Annotated in this window: 19 protein-coding genes and 1 tRNA gene; 8 read left to right on the forward strand and 12 right to left on the reverse strand. The window is 69.9% G+C overall.

Annotated elements, in window-relative coordinates; translation table 11 throughout:
* Positions 1-9 precede the first annotated feature (9 nt).
* The 4 genes from CRYAR_RS41705 to CRYAR_RS41720 all read right to left on the reverse strand — a co-directional run bounded on the left by CRYAR_RS41705 (position 10) and on the right by CRYAR_RS41720 (position 3,601).
* Positions 10-993 (reverse strand): NAD-dependent epimerase/dehydratase family protein, encoded by a 984-nt coding sequence (locus CRYAR_RS41705; RefSeq protein WP_035859275.1) that lies wholly within the window; start codon positions 991-993, stop codon positions 10-12.
* Positions 994-1,081: 88 nt separating this feature from the next.
* Positions 1,082-1,891: an SDR family NAD(P)-dependent oxidoreductase gene (locus tag CRYAR_RS41710; RefSeq protein WP_035859277.1), complete on the reverse strand. Its 810-nt coding sequence runs from the start codon at positions 1,889-1,891 to the stop codon at positions 1,082-1,084.
* A gap of 65 nt (positions 1,892-1,956) precedes the next feature.
* A complete protein-coding gene (locus tag CRYAR_RS44420; RefSeq protein ID WP_051571779.1) occupies positions 1,957-2,502 on the reverse strand; it encodes a hypothetical protein in 546 nt (181 codons plus the stop codon).
* A 103-nt stretch (positions 2,503-2,605) separates the two neighbouring features.
* Positions 2,606-3,601, reverse strand: a complete 996-nt coding sequence (locus CRYAR_RS41720; protein ID WP_051571781.1) for a hypothetical protein — start codon at positions 3,599-3,601, stop codon at positions 2,606-2,608.
* A 271-nt stretch (positions 3,602-3,872) separates the two neighbouring features.
* On the opposite strand from CRYAR_RS41720, the gene CRYAR_RS41725 reads away from it, so the two are divergent.
* A complete protein-coding gene (locus CRYAR_RS41725; RefSeq protein ID WP_035859299.1) occupies positions 3,873-5,258 on the forward strand; it encodes a hypothetical protein in 1,386 nt (461 codons plus the stop codon).
* A gap of 59 nt (positions 5,259-5,317) precedes the next feature.
* Entirely contained in the window at positions 5,318-6,139 is an 822-nt protein-coding gene (locus CRYAR_RS41730; protein WP_035870023.1) for an aldo/keto reductase, read from the forward strand.
* A gap of 45 nt (positions 6,140-6,184) precedes the next feature.
* Here CRYAR_RS41730 and clpB read toward each other — a convergent pair whose 3' ends face one another.
* Positions 6,185-8,785: an ATP-dependent chaperone ClpB gene (clpB, locus tag CRYAR_RS41735; protein WP_035859302.1), complete on the reverse strand. Its 2,601-nt coding sequence runs from the start codon at positions 8,783-8,785 to the stop codon at positions 6,185-6,187.
* A 146-nt stretch (positions 8,786-8,931) separates the two neighbouring features.
* Between clpB and CRYAR_RS41740 the strand changes: the two genes are divergently transcribed.
* Together CRYAR_RS41740 and CRYAR_RS41745 are read left to right on the forward strand one after the other, a co-directional pair.
* Positions 8,932-9,489: a hypothetical protein gene (locus CRYAR_RS41740; protein WP_035859307.1), complete on the forward strand. Its 558-nt coding sequence runs from the start codon at positions 8,932-8,934 to the stop codon at positions 9,487-9,489.
* Between the two features lie 47 nt (positions 9,490-9,536).
* The gene (locus CRYAR_RS41745) at positions 9,537-10,088 is read left to right on the forward strand and encodes a hypothetical protein (RefSeq protein ID WP_157018509.1); all 552 of its coding nucleotides are present in this window, start codon (positions 9,537-9,539) and stop codon (positions 10,086-10,088) included.
* On the opposite strand, the gene CRYAR_RS41750 is transcribed toward CRYAR_RS41745, so the two are convergent.
* From CRYAR_RS41750 to CRYAR_RS41760, 3 genes are all read right to left on the reverse strand, one after another.
* Positions 10,059-10,562 (reverse strand): hypothetical protein, encoded by a 504-nt coding sequence (locus CRYAR_RS41750; protein WP_051571783.1) that lies wholly within the window; start codon positions 10,560-10,562, stop codon positions 10,059-10,061. The two genes, CRYAR_RS41745 and CRYAR_RS41750, sit on opposite strands and share 30 nt — an antisense overlap.
* Before the next feature lie 53 nt (positions 10,563-10,615).
* Entirely contained in the window at positions 10,616-11,047 is a 432-nt protein-coding gene (locus tag CRYAR_RS41755; protein ID WP_035859309.1) for a MarR family winged helix-turn-helix transcriptional regulator, read from the reverse strand.
* A gap of 92 nt (positions 11,048-11,139) precedes the next feature.
* A complete protein-coding gene (locus tag CRYAR_RS41760) occupies positions 11,140-12,657 on the reverse strand; it encodes an SDR family oxidoreductase (protein WP_051571785.1) in 1,518 nt (505 codons plus the stop codon).
* A gap of 94 nt (positions 12,658-12,751) precedes the next feature.
* Between CRYAR_RS41760 and CRYAR_RS41765 the strand changes: the two genes are divergently transcribed.
* Positions 12,752-13,492, forward strand: a complete 741-nt coding sequence (locus CRYAR_RS41765; protein WP_035859310.1) for an SDR family NAD(P)-dependent oxidoreductase — start codon at positions 12,752-12,754, stop codon at positions 13,490-13,492.
* 54 nt (positions 13,493-13,546) lie between these two features.
* On the forward strand, positions 13,547-14,257 hold the full coding sequence (locus CRYAR_RS41770; protein ID WP_157018511.1) for an SDR family NAD(P)-dependent oxidoreductase: 711 nt from the start codon (positions 13,547-13,549) through the stop codon (positions 14,255-14,257).
* 101 nt (positions 14,258-14,358) lie between these two features.
* Here CRYAR_RS41770 and CRYAR_RS41775 read toward each other — a convergent pair whose 3' ends face one another.
* Both CRYAR_RS41775 and CRYAR_RS41780 read right to left on the reverse strand, forming a co-directional pair.
* Positions 14,359-14,577: a DUF2283 domain-containing protein gene (locus tag CRYAR_RS41775; RefSeq protein WP_035859316.1), complete on the reverse strand. Its 219-nt coding sequence runs from the start codon at positions 14,575-14,577 to the stop codon at positions 14,359-14,361.
* Between the two features lie 489 nt (positions 14,578-15,066).
* Positions 15,067-15,137 (reverse strand) — tRNA-Gly (locus CRYAR_RS41780).
* Between the two features lie 126 nt (positions 15,138-15,263).
* Here CRYAR_RS41780 and CRYAR_RS41785 point away from each other — a divergent pair.
* Together CRYAR_RS41785 and dcd are read left to right on the forward strand one after the other, a co-directional pair.
* A complete protein-coding gene (locus CRYAR_RS41785; protein ID WP_051571789.1) occupies positions 15,264-16,388 on the forward strand; it encodes a low temperature requirement protein A in 1,125 nt (374 codons plus the stop codon).
* Between the two features lie 19 nt (positions 16,389-16,407).
* Positions 16,408-16,989, forward strand: coding sequence for a dCTP deaminase (gene dcd, locus CRYAR_RS41790; RefSeq protein ID WP_035859320.1), 582 nt, complete (start codon positions 16,408-16,410; stop codon positions 16,987-16,989).
* Here dcd and CRYAR_RS41795 read toward each other — a convergent pair.
* Positions 16,976-18,004, reverse strand: coding sequence for a hemolysin family protein (locus CRYAR_RS41795; RefSeq protein ID WP_211247900.1), 1,029 nt, complete (start codon positions 18,002-18,004; stop codon positions 16,976-16,978). The two genes, dcd and CRYAR_RS41795, sit on opposite strands and share 14 nt — an antisense overlap.
* Entirely contained in the window at positions 18,001-19,473 is a 1,473-nt protein-coding gene (locus CRYAR_RS41800) for a CNNM domain-containing protein (protein WP_084701658.1), read from the reverse strand. The genes CRYAR_RS41795 and CRYAR_RS41800 overlap by 4 nt, the downstream gene beginning before the upstream one ends.
* Positions 19,474-19,547: the final 74 nt, after the last annotated feature.

Consider the following 19,547-nt stretch of genomic DNA (forward strand, 5'->3'; position numbering starts at 1 on the left):
GTCGTCAGCCTAGAGGTTGTCCAGGATCTCCCGTTCACGCGAGCGGGTGAGACGCTTCTCCTGCTCGGTGGCCCGCTCGGCGCCTTCTCCGGTCGGCAGGCCGTGCTCGCGCACCCACTCCCACACGTCCGCCAGCGACTCGGCCAGCGGGCGAATCCGCAGCCCGGTCTCGTAGGCGCCGGACACCCCCATGTCCCAGGCGTGGCCGGCGGTCGGCAGCCAGAGCGGCATCTCGGTCCACGGCTCCACCCCGGCGTCCAGCAGAACCTGGTCGTCGACCCAGGTGAACCGAGCGTCGGAGCCGGTCACCTCCCGGGCTGTCGCCAGCAACGATCCGAACGTCTGTGTCCCGGGCCGGGAGTTCACGTTGAAGACGCCGGGCGGGGCGGTCAGCATCCACTCGGCCATGTCCCGGGAGTCGATGAGCGCCATCGCCTGGTCCGCGCGTCCCGGCGCCAGCACCTCGCCTCCCTCGGCCACCCGGTTCACCCACCACGACACCCGCGCGATGTTGTCCTGCGGACCGAAGATCAGCCCGGACCGGTTGATCGTCGTGGCGTCCGGGAACGCCGCGAGCACCGCCCGCTCGCACCCCGACTTCAGGTATCCGTAGCTTCCGTCGTCGGGGCCGGCGTCGGGCGGGCAGTCGCTGACCGGCGAGCCCGGTCCCAGCGGTTTGTCGGGCCAGTCCGGGTAGACGTTCACGGTCGAGACGAACACGTACCGCCCGACGCGACCGGCCAGGCGTTCCGCTCCGAGGCGCACGTGCGCGGGCACGAACCCCGAGGTATCGACGCACACGTCCCACTCGTCGTCGCCCAGGGCGTCCAGACCGGCGGTGGTGTTCCGGTCCCCGAAGCGGGCGTCGACCGGGGGTGGCGGCGTTCCGTGGCGGCCTCGGGTGAGCGTGGTGACGTCCCACCCCGAATCGAGCGCGGTCCGCACCACCGCGCTTCCGAGTAGTTGGGTTCCTCCGAGCACGAGTAGTCGCATGGACCCACCCTCGACCCCGAGGGGTCGTCGGCGCCCTACGTTCGGCTACGAGCGAAGCCCGTCGGTCCCGGCGCTTCGTTGACGGCGATCATCGGCGCGTTCCGGTCGCCTCCGGTCGGCCGCGGCCGACGGCTTTCGCGGCCCGGCCGATGACCCGCAGGAAGATCGGGCGGGGCGCGTAGCGCACGATCCCGCCGAGCACCTTGTAGCGGACGCTCGGCACGCTCGTGGGCCGCCCTCGCCGCAGGTCGGCCAGTGCGTCGCGCACCACGTCGTCGGCGTCGAGCCAGAGCACGTCCGGGATGTCGGCGGTCGGGATCTCCGCCCGCTGGTGGAACTCGGTGCGGACGAAACCGGGGCAGAGCGCGATCACCCGCACGCCCCGGTGTTTCAGCGCGAGGTGCACCGACTCGCTGAACGTGATGACCCAGGCCTTCGTGGCCGAGTAGGTCGACCCGGGCGAGGTGGGTCCGAACCCGGCCACCGACGACAGGTTCAGGACGTCGCCGTGTCCGCGCTCGAGCATGCCCCGCACCGCGGCGTGCGTCAGGCGCATCACGGCCCGGACGTTGAGCGCCAGCATGCGCTCCTCGTCGGCGACCGAGTTCTCGACGAACCCCGACCGCAGCCCGATACCCGCGTTGTTCACGAGCAACTCGACCGGGCGCTCGGCGTCGGCCAGCCGGGCCTCGACACGCGCGCACCCGTCGTCGGACGCCAGATCGGCCGGCAGGATCTCGACCTGGACCGAGTACTTCTCGGTCAGCTCCTTCGCGGTGGCGGCCAGCCGGTCGCCGTCTCGCGCCACCAGGATCAGGTCCCGGCGTTCGGCCGCGAGCGCCCGCGCGAAAGCCGCGCCCAGACCGGCGGTGGCTCCGGTCACCAGTGCAGTCGTCACATGCCCCCCGAGAATGGCAGCGGGGCCGACGGTTTCGCGCCGTCAGCCCCGCGTCGTCCGATCGATCAGAACCCGGCGACCGGCTTACGGAAATAAGCGTTCGACGCCGGCAGCGCCAGCAGCACGATGATGCCGATGAAGCCGGCCAGCTCGATGAACGTGAGCAGGTACGTCACCGTGAGGTAACCACCCGGCAGGTAGTCGGCGTAGATCACCGCGGTGCCGATGCTCCCGACGCTCACGCAGCAGAGAGCGAGGCCGGACACCACCCAGGAGATGATCCGGGCGACGTTGGCGCCGCGGAGCACTCCGAGCGCGAGCGCGATGAACGCGGCCGCGAACAGCAGGCTGACGACGGTGGAGATCACCGAGCCGAACGTCTGGCCACCGGTGCCGGTGCTGGAGACGTTCTGAGCGTCCAGGTACTTGTCGACGGCGTCCTGGACGGTGTCACGGCTGATGAGCCCGAAGATCACGCTGATCAGCAGTAACACCGCTTCCCCCACGAGAAGCCCGGCCGCCGCCGTGACCGTGGTGGGCCGCGCACCCTTCGGGGCCTGACCGGGTAGCGGCGGTGGTGCCGCGTACGGCGGGGGTGGGTCGTAGCTCATGCCGTTCCTCTCTGCCGAGAAATGCCGAGTTCAGGCCCCTTACCCTGCCGTACTCTCAGCCATTCCTTAACCGACATTTAGCAGCTGACCCAGCTGTTTTTGCTCAGTACAGACCCCGAACCGCTTCCCAACCCGGATCCGGACGCCATTCCTGGCTCACGTTCGAAGCCTGTTGCGTCGCCCAGGTGGCCACCTGGTCGGGTACGACCCCGCTGCTGTCGGCGTAAAGGTGCAGTGTCCGCACGCTCGCGACGGTCACCACCGCGACGAGCACCGCCGAGTCACCGAGCCGCCCGAGCAGGCCCGCTTGAATTCCGTCGAGACCGGCTTCGTCGGCCGAGCCGGGCTCGAACGGGATGCGCACCCGGCCGTGCAGGTCGTAGAGCGGGTAGTCGAGCCGGGCGAACGGCACCCGCACCCGCACCGCCACCGGTCGGTCGCGGTCGTCGAAACCGTCGACCGTGACCCACTCGCCGTGCTGGTAGTGGGTGGACAACTCGACCACCGCCGCGCGCAGGGCGTCGACACCGTAGGGCTGGTCGTCGCCGGTGACCTTGACCTCGCCCAACCACCGTTCGACGTCGTCCTCGCCGAGGGCCCAGTCCAGCAGCAGGAACGAGGCCTGCAGGCGGATCGCCTCGTCCAACCGGGGAAAGTCGGGATGCCAGACCGAGACGTGGACCCGGGCGCGGTCGAGGTCGATCTCGAAGCCGAAGCGGGCCGAGCCGGGGTGGAACGGCCGGCCGCCGAGTTGCACCGACCCGGTGTACGCGGCCGGGTCGGGCTGGCGGGACGCGTAGTACTCCCAATCGGCGTCGGGGCCGGGGCCCGCGCGCAGCCACCGCTCGGTCACCGGACGCAGCGCCGGCGATCCTTCGGGACTCACCACCAGCGCGTGCTTGGACTGGCGGCCGGACGTCAGCTCCCAGGCCAGCTCGGGGTGGATGGCGCGCACCCGCCCGGTGAGGTCGCGGTGCAGCTTGCCGAGGTCGTCGCGGTCGAGCCCGGCACCGACCTGGTCCCTGGTCCGCTCCCACCACGTCCAGAACGCGGCAATGCTCTCCCGCGGGTCGCGGGGCCGTCGTTCGAACAGCGCCATGGAGGCAGTCTGCCAACCCGCGCCAATACGTGCCGCAGGGGTCCGGCCCGCTACCCAATGTTACGAGACGGTTACCGCGTCAATTACCCGACGAACCAATCCGGAGGCGCGTTCGCTTCGGATCATGGAGGAGGGAATCCAGCGGTAGCCCGTAATGTCCCGGCTACTGCGTGAACGGGTGCGGGGGGTAGCTACGGTGAGTCCGATTCTTGGCGTCCGTAAACTGACGCATCGGACGAGAAGCCGGCAGCGACCCGGGAGGTGTGACCGCTTGCGGTACCGGGGGTCCGTCCTGTTCGCGAGCCTGACGATCGGCGCGCTGGCCCTGGCCGGCTGCAGCCCGATCGACGGGAAGATGGTCACCTACGACTCGGTGGCCAACCACCTCCGGACGGCGGCGTCAACGCTGGAGAGCGCACCTGGCGTCCGTGTGACCGGCACGGTGAAGGATGCCGCGGGCCAGAACGTCTCGATCGACGTCAGGCTCAACGGCGCCGGCGACGGGGCGGGGAAGGTCAAGCGGAACGGCACGGTCGGGGACGTGCTCGTGGTCGACTCGACGACCTACGTGCGGGCCCGCGCACCCTGGTGGGGCACCGACAACCGGGCCGAGACCTACGACCGGGCCTGGGTGGCGGTCGACGACGGCACGGTCGGCATCGACCTCGCCGGGACGCTGCGCCCGAAGGCACTGGGCGAGCTCCTGGACTCCGGTTTCGGCTCCCTGCAGCTGGACGGCATGCCGACCCCGAGCGAGGTCAACGGCGTGCAGGCGCGCCGGGTGGAGGCGAACGCCGGGTCGGCCTGGGTCACGGTCACCAAGCCGTACCAGATCGTCCGGGTGGAAGGTGACCTGATCACCGGCGGCGAACGGGCTTCGGCGCTGAACATCGCGCTCACACCGGCCGCGGCCACCGCGCAGATCTCCCGGGACGTCGCGCTGACGCTGCCCGCGCTGCGTGCTGGCAGTTTCGACTCCTACCGGAGCTTGAAGTTCGACGGGCCGCTGAAGAGTTCCTGCACCGCGCAGAGCTGCATCATCACCGGCAAGATCCTGAACTCGTCCGACGACTCGCCGGTCACGGCCGTCCTCAACGGCAAGGTCATGGGCGGGCAGAAGGTGCTCGGCCGCTGCCGCTCCGGCCGCGCGCCGGTGGCCGCCGCCGGTGCCGCGACGGTCAGCTGCCGGATCATCTCCAAGGCGTGGCAGTCGTTCTACGCGACTGCGACCGCACCCGGCGCGGGAAGCTCGACGACGTCGTACCAGGTCAGCGCGAACGCGAGCGCGGTGGCACCGGCGCCGGAGGCGGTCGCCTGCCTGCCCGGCGCGATCGGCTGCGACGACCCGAAGATGACCGACTCCGAGGTCACCGCGACGCTCGACGCGAGCGGTCCCGGCTGGTACGAGCGGACGCCGTCCGACCGGGACGTCTCCGAGTGGCGCTCGATGATCCGCACCGCGGCGGCCAGCAGGGATCGGGTGCCGTGGGCGGCGGACGGCAAGCCGACGGTGGCGTACCTCGGGGCGGCCAAGGGCCGTCCGTTCGTGGCCCAGTTCGACCGCGGCAACGGAGACCTGGTCGCAGCCTACGGCCCCGAGGACGCCGAGACCGCCGCGATCCGTGCGGCGATCGCCGGTCAGACGCCCACCCGATAGGTTTCGGCCCGCCCGCTCGGGAGATCCTTGGTCCTTACCGATCAATGGAAGGACCGACGATGAGCGACGTGCCCAACCTGACGCTGAACAACGGAGTTCAGATCCCGCAGCTCGGCTTCGGCGTGTGGCAGGTCCCGCCGGACGAGGTCGTGGAGCCGGTCCGGCTCGCGCTGGAGACCGGCTACCGACACATCGACACGGCGGCCGCGTACGGCAACGAAGAGGGCGTCGGCCAGGCGATCCGGGAGTCCGGCATCGCGCGTGAGGACATCTTCGTCACGACGAAACTGTGGAACGCCGACCACGGGCGCGCCGGCGAGGCGTTCGACGTCAGCCTGCGCAAGCTCGGTTTGGAGTACATCGACCTGTACCTGATCCACTGGCCCCGGCCCGATCAGGACCGGTACGTCGAGGCGTACCAGGCGATGGAGAAGGTACTTTCGGAGGGCCGGGTACGGGCGATCGGCGTCTCGAACTTCCACCGGCCGCACCTGGAGAAGCTGCTCGAGAACACCGACGTGGTCCCGGCGGTCAACCAGATCGAGCTGCACCCGGGCTTCCCCCAGGACGAACTGCGGGCGTTCAACGCGCAGCACGGCATCCTGACCGAGGCGTGGAGCCCGATCGGCTCGGGCCGGGGGCTGCTCGAGGAGCCGCAGTTGGCGACGATCGCCGACGAGGTCGGCCGGACACCGGCGCAGACCGTGCTGCGCTGGCACGTCCAGCTCGGGAACATCGTGTTCCCGAAGTCGGTGACGCCGTCGCGGATCCGGGAGAACCTCGAGGTGTTCGACTTCGAGCTGAACGACGACCAGATGGCCGCGATCAGCGCGCTGCCCGGTGGGCGCCTCGGCTCGAACCCGGACACCGCGACCTTCTAGGACGCCGAAGGGGGCCCCGCGTCCGCGGGGCCCCCTTCGTGTTGCTCAGAGCTGAATGATCGGCTCGCTGCTGACGACGAGCGAGTCGCGCTCGGCGTCGACATCGACGTACACCGTGTCGCCGTCGACGACCTCACCGGCGAGCAGAGCGCGCGCGAGCTGGTCACCGATCGCCGACTGCACCAGCCTGCGCAGCGGCCGGGCGCCGTATACCGGGTCGAACCCGCCGATCGCCAGCCACTCCCGAGCCGCGGCGCTGACCTCCAGGGTCAGGCGCCGGTCCGCGAGCCGCGAACCCAGCCGGTCGAGCTGGATGTCGACGATCCGGGTCAGCTCCTCGGTGTCGAGCGAGTGGAACACCACCACGTCGTCGAGCCGGTTGAGGAACTCGGGCTTGAACCGCGCCCGCACGACCTCCATCACGGCGTCCTTGCGACCCTTGTCGTCCATGTGCGGGTCGGTGATCGCCTGCGAACCGAGGTTCGAGGTGAGCACCAGGATCGTGTTGCGGAAGTCGACGGTGCGGCCCTGGCCGTCGGTCAGGCGGCCGTCGTCGAGCACCTGCAGCAGGATGTCAAAGACGTCCGGGTGGGCCTTCTCGACCTCGTCCAGCAGGAGCACCGTGTACGGACGCCGCCGGATCGCCTCGGTGAGCTGGCCGCCCTCCTCGTACCCGACGTAACCGGGGGGCGCACCGACCAGCCGAGCGACCGAGTGCTTCTCGCCGTACTCGCTCATGTCGATGCGCACCATCGCGCGCTCGTCGTCGAACAGGAACTCGGCCAGCGCCTTGGCCAGCTCGGTCTTACCGACACCGGTCGGGCCCAGGAACAGGAACGAACCGGTCGGACGGTCGGGGTCGGCCACGCCGGAACGGGCCCGGCGCACCGCGTCGGACACCGCCGAGACGGCCTCCTTCTGCCCGATCAGCCGCTGCCCGAGCTCGTCCTCCATGCGCAGGAGCTTGGCGGTCTCGCCCTCGAGCAAGCGGCCGGCGGGGATGCCGGTCCACTGCGCGACGACGTCGGCGATGTCGTCCGGGCCGACCTCGTCCTTGACCATCGGCTTGACCGCTTCGGCGCTGCTCGCCGCCTCGGCCAGCTCCTTCTCCAGGTTCGGGATCTGCCCGTAGAGCAGCTGGGACGCCTGCGCCAGGTCACCCTCGCGCTGGGCCCGCTCGGCCTGGCCGCGGACGTCGTCGAGCTGCTGCTTGAGCTCACCGACGCGGTTCAGGCCGGCCTTCTCCTGATCCCAGCGGGCGTTGAGCTCGGCGAGCTCCTCCTGCCGGTCGGCCAGGTCCTGGCGGATGCGCTTGAGGCGCTCGAGCGAGGCGGCGTCGGACTCCTTCTCCAGCGCCAGCTCCTCCATCCGCAGCCGGTCGACGGCACGCTGCTTCTCGTCGATCTCGACCGGACGGGAGTCGATCTCCATCCGCAGCCGGGACGCCGACTCGTCGACCAGATCGATCGCCTTGTCGGGCAGGAAGCGGGAGGTGATGTAGCGGTCGGAGAGCGCGGCCGCGGCGACCAGGGCGGCATCGGTGATGCGCACACGGTGGTGCGCCTCGTAGCGCTCGCGCAGGCCCCGGAGGATCCCGATGGTGTCCTCGACGCTCGGCTCACCCACCAGCACCTGCTGGAAGCGACGCTCGAGCGCCGGGTCCTTCTCGATGCGCTCGCGGTACTCGTCGAGCGTGGTGGCGCCGACCATGCGCAGCTCACCGCGGGCCAGCATCGGCTTGAGCATGTTTCCGGCGTCCATCGACGAGTCGCCGGAGGCACCGGCGCCGACGACGGTGTGCAGCTCGTCGATGAACGTGACGACCTGCCCGTCGGAGCTCTTGATCTCCTCGAGGACGCTCTTGAGCCGCTCCTCGAACTCGCCGCGGTACTTCGCGCCGGCGACCATCGCGCCGAGGTCCAGCGAGATCAGCCGCTTGTCGCGCAGAGACTCGGGCACGTCACCCGCGACGATGCGCTGGGCGAGGCCCTCGACGACCGCGGTCTTGCCGACGCCGGGCTCACCGATCAGGACCGGGTTGTTCTTGGTGCGCCTGGACAGCACCTGCACGACGCGCCGGATCTCGGAGTTACGGCCGATGACCGGGTCGATCTTGCCCTCGCGGGCGCGTGCGGTGAGGTCGATGCCGTACTTCTCCAGGGCCTTGTAGGTGCCCTCGGGATCTTGCGACGTCACCCGGCGGTTGCCGCCGCGGACCGTGGTGAAGGCACTGACGAGTGCGTCTTCACCGGCGCCCACGCTGCGAAGCCAGTCGGACACCTCGCCGCCGGCCTTCGCCAGACCGGCTAGCAGGTGCTCGGTGGAGACGAACTCGTCGCCGAGCGGCTTCGCGATGCGCTCGGCCGCCTCGATCGCGTTGAGGGTGGAACGGGCGACCTGCGGCTGCGCAACGCTCGCACCGGACGCACTCGGCATCCGGCGGAGAGCGGCCGTCGCACGCGCCCGGACGTCGTCCGGACTCGCGCCGACCGCACGCAGCAGCGCCGGCGCGGTAGACCCGTCGACATCGAGCAACGCGGTAAGCAGGTGCGCCGGCTCCATCGTCGCGTGCCCGGCCTCGGACGCCGCGGACAGAGCAGTGGCCAGCACTTCGCGGCTCTTGGTGGTGAGGATCTCAGCGTTCATAGCTAGCTGCGGAGCTCCCGTCAGACAGAGGACTATTCGATCCGAGCAACGGCAACAAACTTGAGTGTATTCCACTCAACTTTGCCCGACGGAGGCAAGGGCACCCCGCCGGGCGTGGTCCGCGCCGCGGCTGGGATCCTCGCCCGATGGCGCAGCCGCTCGATCCCCGCCGTCTCCGTCCCCGCCGCCGCTGGTACGCCATAGCTGTCGCGATCGGCGTCCTGTTCGTCGGTTCAGGGATCGTCAGCGAGCGCGTCGGCCACGCTTCCGCCATCAGTATCATCCCGAAATTCCAGGTCTATTCCGACAAAGGTGCCACGGAGCAGCAACTGGCGGGCGGCCATGGTTATGCCCTCTACATCCCGGCGGACTCGCCCGGAAGCTGCGTGGTCGGCCTGGCGGACATGGGCGAGATCGCGGAGACGGCGGTCAGGTTCACCCGGGACGGGCAAGAGTGGGTCCACGTGGGCAACTTCGTCGTCACTTACTCGAAGGACAACGTGATCGAGTGTGAAGCCTCCCGGTACGCACTCAGTGATGAGTTCACCCACAGCGACTACCAGTTCCGGGAATCGCTCGGCGCGACGGGGCTGATCACGTTGTCCTGCCTGGGCATCACGATCGCCTTCTTCCTCGCGTTGATCGTCGGGCTCTCGCGGGGCTTCCACCGCAGGATCCTGCTGGCGCAGCGCCCTGTCGGGTAAGCGGCGTGCCCGTTCCCAGCACACCCGCCCTTCCCCACGATTGAGCCATGGACCCCCGACAAATTCGTCCGCGACGCCGCTGGTACGGCGTCGCCATCGGCATCGCCGTGCTGTTCACGCTGATCGGCGTCGGCGGTTTCGTCGCCGGAATCGTTACCGCGACGAACTCCGTGCCGGACTTCGACGGCACGTACACCGGCAAGCAGCAGTCGTCGGTACAGCTCGAGGCGGGCCGGAAGTACGCCGTCTACGTGCCGGAGACCGCCGCTACCGACTGCACCGTCGACCAGCGCGTCACCACGACGAGCCCGAGCGGGACGTTCTCGTTCACGCGCAACGGCAAGCAGTGGGTCCACGTCACGAACCTGGCGGTCGGCACGACCGGCGCCTACACGATCAACTGCAGCGCGCCGACGTACGCGGTGGGCCGGGCGCCCGAACTCGGCCAGTTGGCCGGCGGTATCGGCGGTGGGCTGGCGGCGCTGATGGGTCTGCCGTGCCTGGGCATCACGATCGGAGGCGTGATCGCGTTGGTGACCGGTCTGCGCCGGAGCAGCCACAAGAAGCGGCTACTCGCTGACCGCCCCCCAACCTGGTAGCAGCGGGGGCAGGTCGTCGTACGGCTGCGCGGGCTGACGGGGTCCCGGCTTGTGGCCGTCGTCCTTCACCCAGCGCAGACCGTGCTGGTCGGGCAACGCGCCCCATCCCCAGTACGCGGTGGGGAGTTCGGGTGGCTCGCCCAGCAGGGTCTTGCGCGGGTCGAACGGGCGCTCGATGACCGTGCACAGGTGCTGCCAGGCGTCGTCCCGGTCGAAGACGTACGCGAACGTGTCGCCTTGGTTGAGCTCACCGATCTTGGTCAGCTCGGTGTCCTCGAGCGGCCCGTCCTCGAGCACGAACTGCGCGGGTTTCGGCAGGTCCCACCGGCCGAGCGCGGAGTCGACGGCCGCGGCGAACTCGGCGAACGAATGCGAGCGCGCCACGGCGAACAGCCGTCCCGGCCGTGGCCAGAGCGGCCCGCCGGGGCCGGCGATCACCTCGACCTGGATCGCCAGCCAGTTTCTGCGTCGCACCCGTGTTCTCTCCTCGTCAGGCGTCACTCACCTGACCACAGTCTTCCCCAGCCTCAGCTGTTTGAATGGTTGAAGAGTTCGAGAAGGCGACCGAACTCAGCGACGTCCTTCTCGTCCCACTGCTCCAGCAGCCGCCTGACCTCACCCTTGCGCTGCTGGCTGACGCCGGTCAGCCGGGCGTGCCCGGTGGGCGTTATCGCCACGAGGTGCGCCCGACCGTCCGACGGGTCCGGGGTCCGCTCGACCAGACCCCAATCGATCAGCCGGCTCAACTGGCGGCTGACCGTCGACTTGTCGAGTGCGAAGCGCTCCCCGATCGTCGACGCCCGCAGCGGTCCTTCGGTGTCGAGCAACCGAAGGGTGGCGTACGCACTGAGTTCCAGCCCGGCGTGGACCGTGGACGCGCTTGTCACCATCAGTGTCCGCGCTTGCCGGATCAGGAGCGACAACTCTCGCTCCACCCGGTCGTGGTCCTGCTCGCTCACCGGCGCTCCTGTCGTCGGTACAGGTCTTCCGAGCAGGGTACTTGTTGGTATCTAGTCGGCGGTGTCGCTGCTCAGCAGATTCTTGGGTTCGCTCACCGAACGGGTGTTTGCAGTGGCAGTCCGGTCGACGCCGCCAACGGTTCGCCGGCCTCCAGCCGCTCCGCCGCGCGGGTGATGTTGCGGACCATCCCACCGAACACGATCCCGTGGAACGGCACGATCCCGATCCAGTACGCGTGGCCGACCAGACCACGCGGCAGGAAGACCGCACGCTGCCGGTAGCGGGCGCCCTCCGGGTCCGGGGCGACGCTCAGCTCCAGCCAGGCCCGCCCCGGCACCCGCATCTCCGCCCGGAGCCGCAGCAGCTTCCCGGGCTCGATCTCTTCGACCCGCCACCAGTCCAGCGCCTCGCCGACGTAGATCTCGTCGCGGTCGCGGCGTCCGCGACGGAGCCCGGCGCCGCCGACGATCCGGTCCATCCAACCCCGGATCGACCAGGCCAGGGGGAACGAGTACCAGCCGTTCTCGCCCCCGATCCCGACCACGACCCGCCAGAGCGTGTCCGGTGAGGCGTTCGCCGTCCGTTCGCGCACGTCGGTGTAGGCGCTGCCGCCCGACCAGTCCGGGTCGCTGGGCAGCGGGTCGCTCGGGGCGCCCGGCGTCGAGGCCCAGGCCCACGTCGTCTCGACCGCGTCGTCGCGGATGCGGCGCAGCGCGAGCTCGACCGCGTGGTCGTAGGGCGTCGCGCCCTCCGGCGGGTCCGGAACGTACTCGGCGATGTCGTGCTCGCCGCAGACCACCTCGTGGATCAGCGATTGGACCAGCGGGATCGCGATCGCCCTCGGCACCGGGGTCACGACGTTCACCCACTGCGCGGACAGCGTCGGGGTCAGTACGCCGACCGGCACGATCACCCGACGGGGCAGGCCGGCGACCCGTGCGTAGCGCTGCATCATGTCCGCGTACGTCAGGACGTCCGGGCCGCCGATGTCGAACGCCCGGTTGACGTCGGGCGGCAGTTCGGCGCACGCGACCAGGTAGCGCATCACGTCGCGGACCGCGATCGGCTGGATCCGGTTGCGCACCCAGCGCGGTGTCACCATCGCCGGCAGGCGCTCGGTGAGGTAGCGCAGCATCTCGAACGACGCCGAGCCTGACCCGATGATCACCGCGGCCTGCAGCACCACGGTGGGCACCGGGGAGTCGAGCAGGATCTGCCCGACCTCGGTCCGGGACCGCAGGTGGGGCGATAGCTTCTGCGCGGGGACCCCCTTCGGGTACAGCCCACCCAGATACACGATCCTCTTGACGCCCTGAGCAGCGGCGGCGTCGGCGACGGTCTCCGCCGCCCGGCGATCGAGGTCGTCGAACCCTTTTGTCCCCAGGCTGTGGACGAGGTAGTAGAGGACGTCGATGCCCTCGGCCGCTTTTCGCAGCGAGTCGGGGTCGGTGACGTCGCCTTGGACGATCTCGATCTTCTTGGCCCACGGGACGTCCCGGAGTTTCGCCGGTGTCCGCGCCAGGCAACGGACGTCGTGCCCCTGTTCGATCAGCCTGGGCACCAATCGGCCACCGATGTAGCCGGTAGCGCCCGTCACGAGTATGCGCATACAACGATCTTCACGCGGTATGTCCGTCTCCGCATTTTGAGCGACCGCGGGTCGGACGTAGCGGCCGACCGGATTCTTCGAAAGGCTTGGACGCGTGGAGCGGACTCTGGACGGCAAGGTCGCGCTGGTAACCGGCGCGAGTCGCGGTATCGGGTACGAAGTCGCAGCGGGGCTGGGCCGGGAAGGCGCCACGGTCGTGTGCGTCGCCCGCGACCCGGAACGCCTCGACGAGGCGGTCTTCAAACTGCGCACGGACGGCATCGACGCGGTCGCGGCCCCGTGCGACCTGGGCCAGCCCGGGTCGGTGGCCCGGCTGCCGGAGAAGCTCTCCGAGCTCGGAGAGGTCGACCTGCTGGTCAACGGCGCGGGGATCCTGGGCGGGCGCACGTCCAAGACCTTGAAGACGACGTACGCCGAGTGGCGCTCGGTGTCCGCGGTGGTACTCGACGCGCCGTTCCTGCTGATCCAGGCGTTCGCACCGGCGATGATGGCTCGCCGGAGCGGCCGTGTCGTGAACATCTCCGCTGACGAGGGACGCATGACCGGCCCCGGCAACACCGGCGGCGTCGCGCCCTACCGGGTGGCGAAGGCCGGCCTGAACGCGTTGACCCGCAACTTCGCCTACGAGACCGGGCTCGGCCGCCGAGGTGTCTTCGTCGACGCGGTCGCCCCGGGCCGCAGCCGCACCGACATGGGTGGCCCCGACGCGCCCCGCTCGGCCGCCGAGGGCGCGGAGACCGTGATCTGGCTCTGCACCCGCCCGGCGGCCCAGCCGGACGGCACCCCGGCTCCGACCGGTCTGCTCTGGCAGGACCGCGAGGCGCTGGCCTGGTAGGCACATTGAAGTGCCCTCTGCCGCGCGCGTCCCACCGCGGCGACAGTGGGGCGCGTGAAACCAATCCTCATCGTCGGAGCCGGCCCGGGCCTCGGCCTCTCGATGGCCCGCCGCTTCGGCCGCGACGGCCACCCGGTGGCGCTGATCTCCCGCCGGCCGGACCGTCACGACGCCTACGTCTCCTCGCTGCGCGCCGATGGCGTCACCGCGATCGCCGTCGCGGCCGACGTGACCGATCCGGACCGGACCCGGGCCGCGGTGGCCACCGTGACCGACCGGCTGGGCCCGATCGGCACGCTCTACTACGGCCCCGGCGCCGCTGACCCCACCGCCCACCCGGTGCCGATCGACCAGACCGAACCCCACCACCTGGACGAGGCGATCCGCGCGCTGGTCCGCCCCGCGGTGGACCTCACCGGCCTGGTGCTGCCCGGCATGCTCGACCACGGCGCCGGAACGCTGCTCTACGTGACCGGCCTGGGCGCGGTGGTGCCACTCCCGATGCTCGGCGCCCTGGCCCCCGCCTCCGCCGCCCTCCGCACCTACGCGCTGACGTTGAACGCGGCCCTGACCGATACCGGGGTCTACGCCGGCACCTTGGTGATCGGCGGCCTGATCGAACGGGGCGACATCCATCGGCACGCGGTGGCAACCTTCGGCCCCGAGGGCCTCCCCACCCTGAACCCGGACGAGATCGCCGACTCGGCCGCCGACCTGGCCACCACCCGCAAGACCCCCGAAAAGGTCTTCAACGCGCTGACCTAGAGCCCCGGTGCCGCCGTGGGCCCTGACCTGCGGCGCGCGGTGCCCACCGTTGCCCGCGGTAGACCCCCGGGCCCCTCCGCCAAAGTCACGGCGGGGGTCGGCTAGATGCGGTCGGCAGCTGCGAGAACCGAGCCGCGGAGGAGACCGGTAGCGCCGACGACTTCGACTCCCAGCAGGTGGCCGGCGGCGTCGAAGTCGAGCACGACGTCACCTCGTCCGGGTCGGTCGACGACGACCTGTTCGACGGCCTCCCCGTCCTGGACGTCATCGGCAATCTGGACGTAGGCCGCATCGACTTCCGCGTCGACCGTGATTCGCACACCGGTAGTCGACCATGAACCGACCTCATCCCGTCCGCCGTCGACCCACCCCCCGCGACCTCCTGGCAAGGATGGGCCACAGCTCCCCGGCCGAGTGGCCGGCCGATAACGTTGGCAGCCCGTCCCGGTGCGAGCCCCGCTGCCCTCATGGCGCGGTTGGGGCACGACAGCTCCACCGCCGCCATCGTCTACCAGCACGCGACGACCAGGCAGATCGCGAGATCGCAAAGGCAATCGCCCAGCACCTAGCCAGCCGCTAAAGCCTCGGCCGACGACGGCGAATCCGCTGCCCACGACAACTCAGAAGACCCGGATGACGGCGCCGGGCATCCTCGCCCCAACGAACTAATGGCACGCAAATGGCACGAGGGGTCAGCAGGACAGCGAGAGCAACCCTCGCACCGTGGGGTTTCCGGGGCTCGGCCCCGGAGCGAAATGGCGAAGGGGCCGAGGTCAGCGCATTCCGCTGACACACGACCCCTACCTCTGAGCGGGTGACGAGAATCGAACTCGCACTGTCAGCTTGGGAAGCTGATGTTCTGCCATTGAACTACACCCGCAGCGACAGCTACCTTACCGCCTTCTCTCCCCGTCGACACGGTGCCCCCGCACTACCCACGAATCTCCATTGTGCTCGAACTCCTGCAACGATGTAATCACTGCAACACATCACGGGAAGAAGCACGATGGAACGCACGTACTGGCGCCGCGCCGCGATCCGACGCGACGAAGAGGACGGGTTACACCGCCCCGTCGGCTGGCTGGAACTCTTCTTCGATCTCGTCTTCGTCGTCGTCATCGGCATCCTGGCCGAGGATCTCGCGCATGACCCGCACCATCTCGCGGGCTTCGCGCTGCAGTTCGCGGCCGTGTTCTGGGTCTGGAACGCGTTCACCTACTACACCGAGCGCTTCGAGACCGATGGCCTGGAGAACCGCTTCTTCACGTTCCTGGCGCTGCTCACGGTCGCGGGTCTGGCGATCTGGGCCCCGCACGGCGTCGATGCCGGGTTCGCCGGCGCCTACCTGGCCGCGCGCGGGCTGAACATCGCGCTCTGGCTCCGCGCCGCCCTGCACGAGCGCTCGTTCCGGCCGATCGCGCTGCGGTTCGCCGTCGGATACCTGCTCGCGACCGGGCTGATCGTCGCGAGCCTGACCACGGACAACGACGCGCTCTTCGCCGCGGCGGTGCTCGTCGAGATCGTCACGCCGGCGTTCACCACCAAGCAGCAGAGTGTCCTGCCGCCGCTGAGCCGCTCCAAATGGCCGGAGCGGTTCGGGCTGTTCACGATGATCGTCCTCGGCGAAGCGGTCGTCGGAGTGATCCACGGGCTCGACGAAGCCGAGAAGAATTTGACCGCGGGCGCGCTCGGCCTGGCGATCTGCTTCGCGTTCTGGTGGCTCTACTTTGATTTCGTGGCTCGCCGCCCGGCCCGCCAGGCGATCGCCACCGCGCTGGGCTGGGTCTACCTGCATCTGCTGGCGCTGCTCGCGATCACGGTGGCCGGCGCGATGATCACCGTTGCCCTCACCGGGCACGACGTTCCCGGCCTGCTGTTCGTCGGCGTCGGTGCGGCGCTGGCGACGATCGGTGTCCTGGAGTTGACGCTCGAGCGCGACCCGGACGAGCCGACCCACCCGGTGCTGAGCCCGGCGCTGAAGATCGGGCTCGGTGCCGCGTTGGCCGCCGTGGCTCTGCTGCCGGTGCACTGGGAAGCGACAGCGGCGTTGCTGACGTGTCTGGCCGTGCTCACGGTGCCGGCCGCGTACGGCGCCCACGTCTGGTACCGGCGGGCCGCGCCGCCCCGATAGCGGTCGATAGGGTGCGAGCATGCTGCTCTCCGACCGCGACCTCCGCGCCGAGATCGACGCCGGCCGGCTGGGCCTCGAACCGTACGAACCCGAGCTCGTCCAACCCTCGAGCGTCGACGTCCGGCTCGACCGGTGGTTCCGGGTCTTCCGCAACATGCAGTACACCCACATCGACCCGTCCGAGCAGCAGGACGATCTCACCGAACTGGTCGAGACGCCCGACAAGAGCCCGTTCGTCCTCCACCCTGGCGAGTTCGTCCTCGGCTCGACGTTCGAGCTCGTCACGCTCCCCGATGACCTCGCCGGCCGCCTCGAGGGCAAATCCAGCCTCGGTCGTCTGGGCCTGCTGACGCACTCCACCGCGGGGTTCATCGACCCGGGTTTCTCCGGTCACGTGACGCTGGAGCTCTCCAACGTCGCGAACCTGCCGATCACGCTCTGGCCGGGCATGAAGATCGGGCAGCTGTGCCTGTTCCGACTCTCCAGCCCGGCCACCGAGCCCTACGGCTCAGCCGTCTTCGGCTCCCGCTACCAGGGTCAACGCGGCCCCACGCCGTCCCGCTCGTGGAAGAACTTCCGCACCTGGTCTACAGAACGCTAGGGGCCTCACCGAAAACGGCGTGCAGAACGTCGTCCAGGGTCACCACCCCCACCGGGGTCACCCCGTCGGTCACCAGCACGAAGTGCACCCGCTCCCGCCGCATCAGCACCAGCAGGTCGGCGAGCGTCATCGACGGCGGCACTGCTTTCAGCGTCCGGATGATCGACGGGGCCAGCGGCGCCCGCCGCTCGGCACCGCTCATCCCGAGCACGTCTTTGACGTGCACGAATCCGACGATCTCCAGCGAGGACCGGTCGACCACCGGGAACCGTGACCGGCGCACACGCGTGGCGAGCACCTCCAGCGCGGCCGGGCTGATCTCCTCGTTGACGGTGTCGACCTGCGGCCACGGCACCGCCACCGTGCCCGCGGTCTTCTCGGCGAGCGAGAGCGCACCGGTGATGCGCCGGTGGTCCTCGGCGTCGAGCAGGCCCTCGGTGCGTGACTCGGCCACGAGGCTGGCCAGCTCGTCCGCCGTGTAGACCGTCTTCACCGCGTCTTGCGACTCGATCCCGAGCAACCCGAGCAGCGTCCGCGACACCCACTTCAGCGCGACCAGGATCGGCTTCGTGGCCTGCGCGAACCACAGCATCGGCGCGCCGAGCCACATCACGGCCTTCTCCGGGCCGGCCAGCGCGATGTTCTTCGGCACCATCTCGCCGAGCACCGTGTGCAGGAACACCACGATCGCCAGCGCGAGCACGAACGCGATCGGGTGCAGCAGATCGTCGGACACCCCGAGCGATCCGAACGGCGCTTCGAGCAGGTGCGCGAGCGTCGGCTCGGCGATCGCACCGAGCCCCAGCGAGCAGATCGTGATCCCGAGCTGCGCGCCCGCGATCATCAGCGGGATCTGCCCCATCGCCTTCAACGCCGCTGCCGCGCGCCGCGAGCCCAGCGCCGCGAGCGGCTCCAACTGCGTCCGCCGCGACGCGATGAGCGCGAACTCGCCGCCCACAAAAAACGCGTTCCCGAGCAGCAGCAGGAACGTCACGACCAGATTGAGCGTGTTCACTGCGCCTTCCCCCGCGAACCAGACAAAGACTTCTCTTCCGACGCCGCCGAGCCGGGCACCGCACGTGAGGTGCCCTCTCCGCGCTCGCCGCTCGCGGTGGCGGCTTCGCCGCCCGCGGCGTCGGAGGCAGCACGCACCGCGGAATCGGCTTCGGCGCGAGCGGCCCGCCGCTCCTCGAGCCAGTCCGGCGACGGCCGGACCTTCACCTGTTCGATGCGGTGCCGCTCGACCGACGTGACGACGAACGTCCAGCCGTTGTACTCGGCGCGCTCGCCTTCGACCGGGATGTGCCCCAGCTGGGACATCACGAACCCGGCAAGCGTCTCGTACGGGCCGTCTGGCAACCGGAACCCGGTCTGCTCGGCCAGCTCGTCCTCACGCAGCACGCCCGGCACCAAAACGGCCTGGTCCGCGTCCGGCGCGGTGATCCGCGGGGTGTCCAGGCCGGTGGGCGGGTCGTACTCGTCGTCGATCTCGCCGACCAGCTCCTCCACCAGGTCCTCGGTGGTGACGATGCCGTCGGTGCCGCCGTACTCGTCGACGACGATCGCGATCTCGGCGTTCCCGGCGCGCAGCGCGGCCAGTACCGCGTCGAGGTCGAGGCTCTCCGGCACCAGTACGGGATCGCGGGCGATCGACCGGGCCAGCGTGTCGCTCCGGCGCTGCGCGGGAACGCTCAGCGCGTCGATCACCCCGATGACGCCGACCACCTGGTCGAGCGTGTCGATGTAGATCGGGAAGCGGGTGTGCCCGGACTCGGTGGCCAGCGCGAGCAGGTCCTCGACCGTCGCGGTGGCCTCCAGCCCGACGACGTCGACGCGGGGCGTCATCGCCTCGGCCGCGCGCTTGTCGCCGAAGCGGATCGTGCGCTGCAGCAGCGTCGCGGTCTCGGTGGGCAGCGCGCCGGCGCGGGCCGAGATCGCCGCGAGCAGCCCGAGTTCCTCGGGCGAACGGGCGCTGGCCAGCTCCTCCTGCGGCTCGATGCCCAGGCGCCGGACGATGACGTTCGCGGTGCCGTTGAGCAGCGCGATGATCGGCCGGAGGATGATCGAGAACACCCGGAGCGGCCCGGCGGTCCAGAGCGCGAGGCCACGCGGGCGGGCCAGTGCGGCGTTCTTCGGCACCAGCTCGCCGAACAGCATCGAGATCAGCGTGGCGATGACGAGCGCCAACGCCACCGCGATACCGTCCGCGACCTCGTCGCTGCCCGGGATCACCGGCTCGATCAGCTCGGCGATGGCCGGCTCGGCGAGGTAACCGGTGAGCAGCGCGCTGAGCGTGATGCCCAGCTGCGCTCCGGAGAGCTGGAACGAGAGCGAGTGCAGGGCCGTGGAAAGCCGTTTGGCGGACCGATCACCCGCGGCGGCCTGTTCCGAGATGCTCGCGCGGTCGACGGTGACCAACGAGAACTCCGCGGCCACGAAGAACGCGTTCGCAGCCGTCAGCGCAACGAACGCGATCAGCGGTATTAGAACGTCAATGACCGGTCACCTCTTGGAGGCAACTATGTCGGGGTCTCACGGAAACTAATGGTACGGCTCGA

Source organism: Cryptosporangium arvum DSM 44712 (genome assembly GCF_000585375.1).
Classification (GTDB): domain Bacteria; phylum Actinomycetota; class Actinomycetes; order Mycobacteriales; family Cryptosporangiaceae; genus Cryptosporangium; species Cryptosporangium arvum.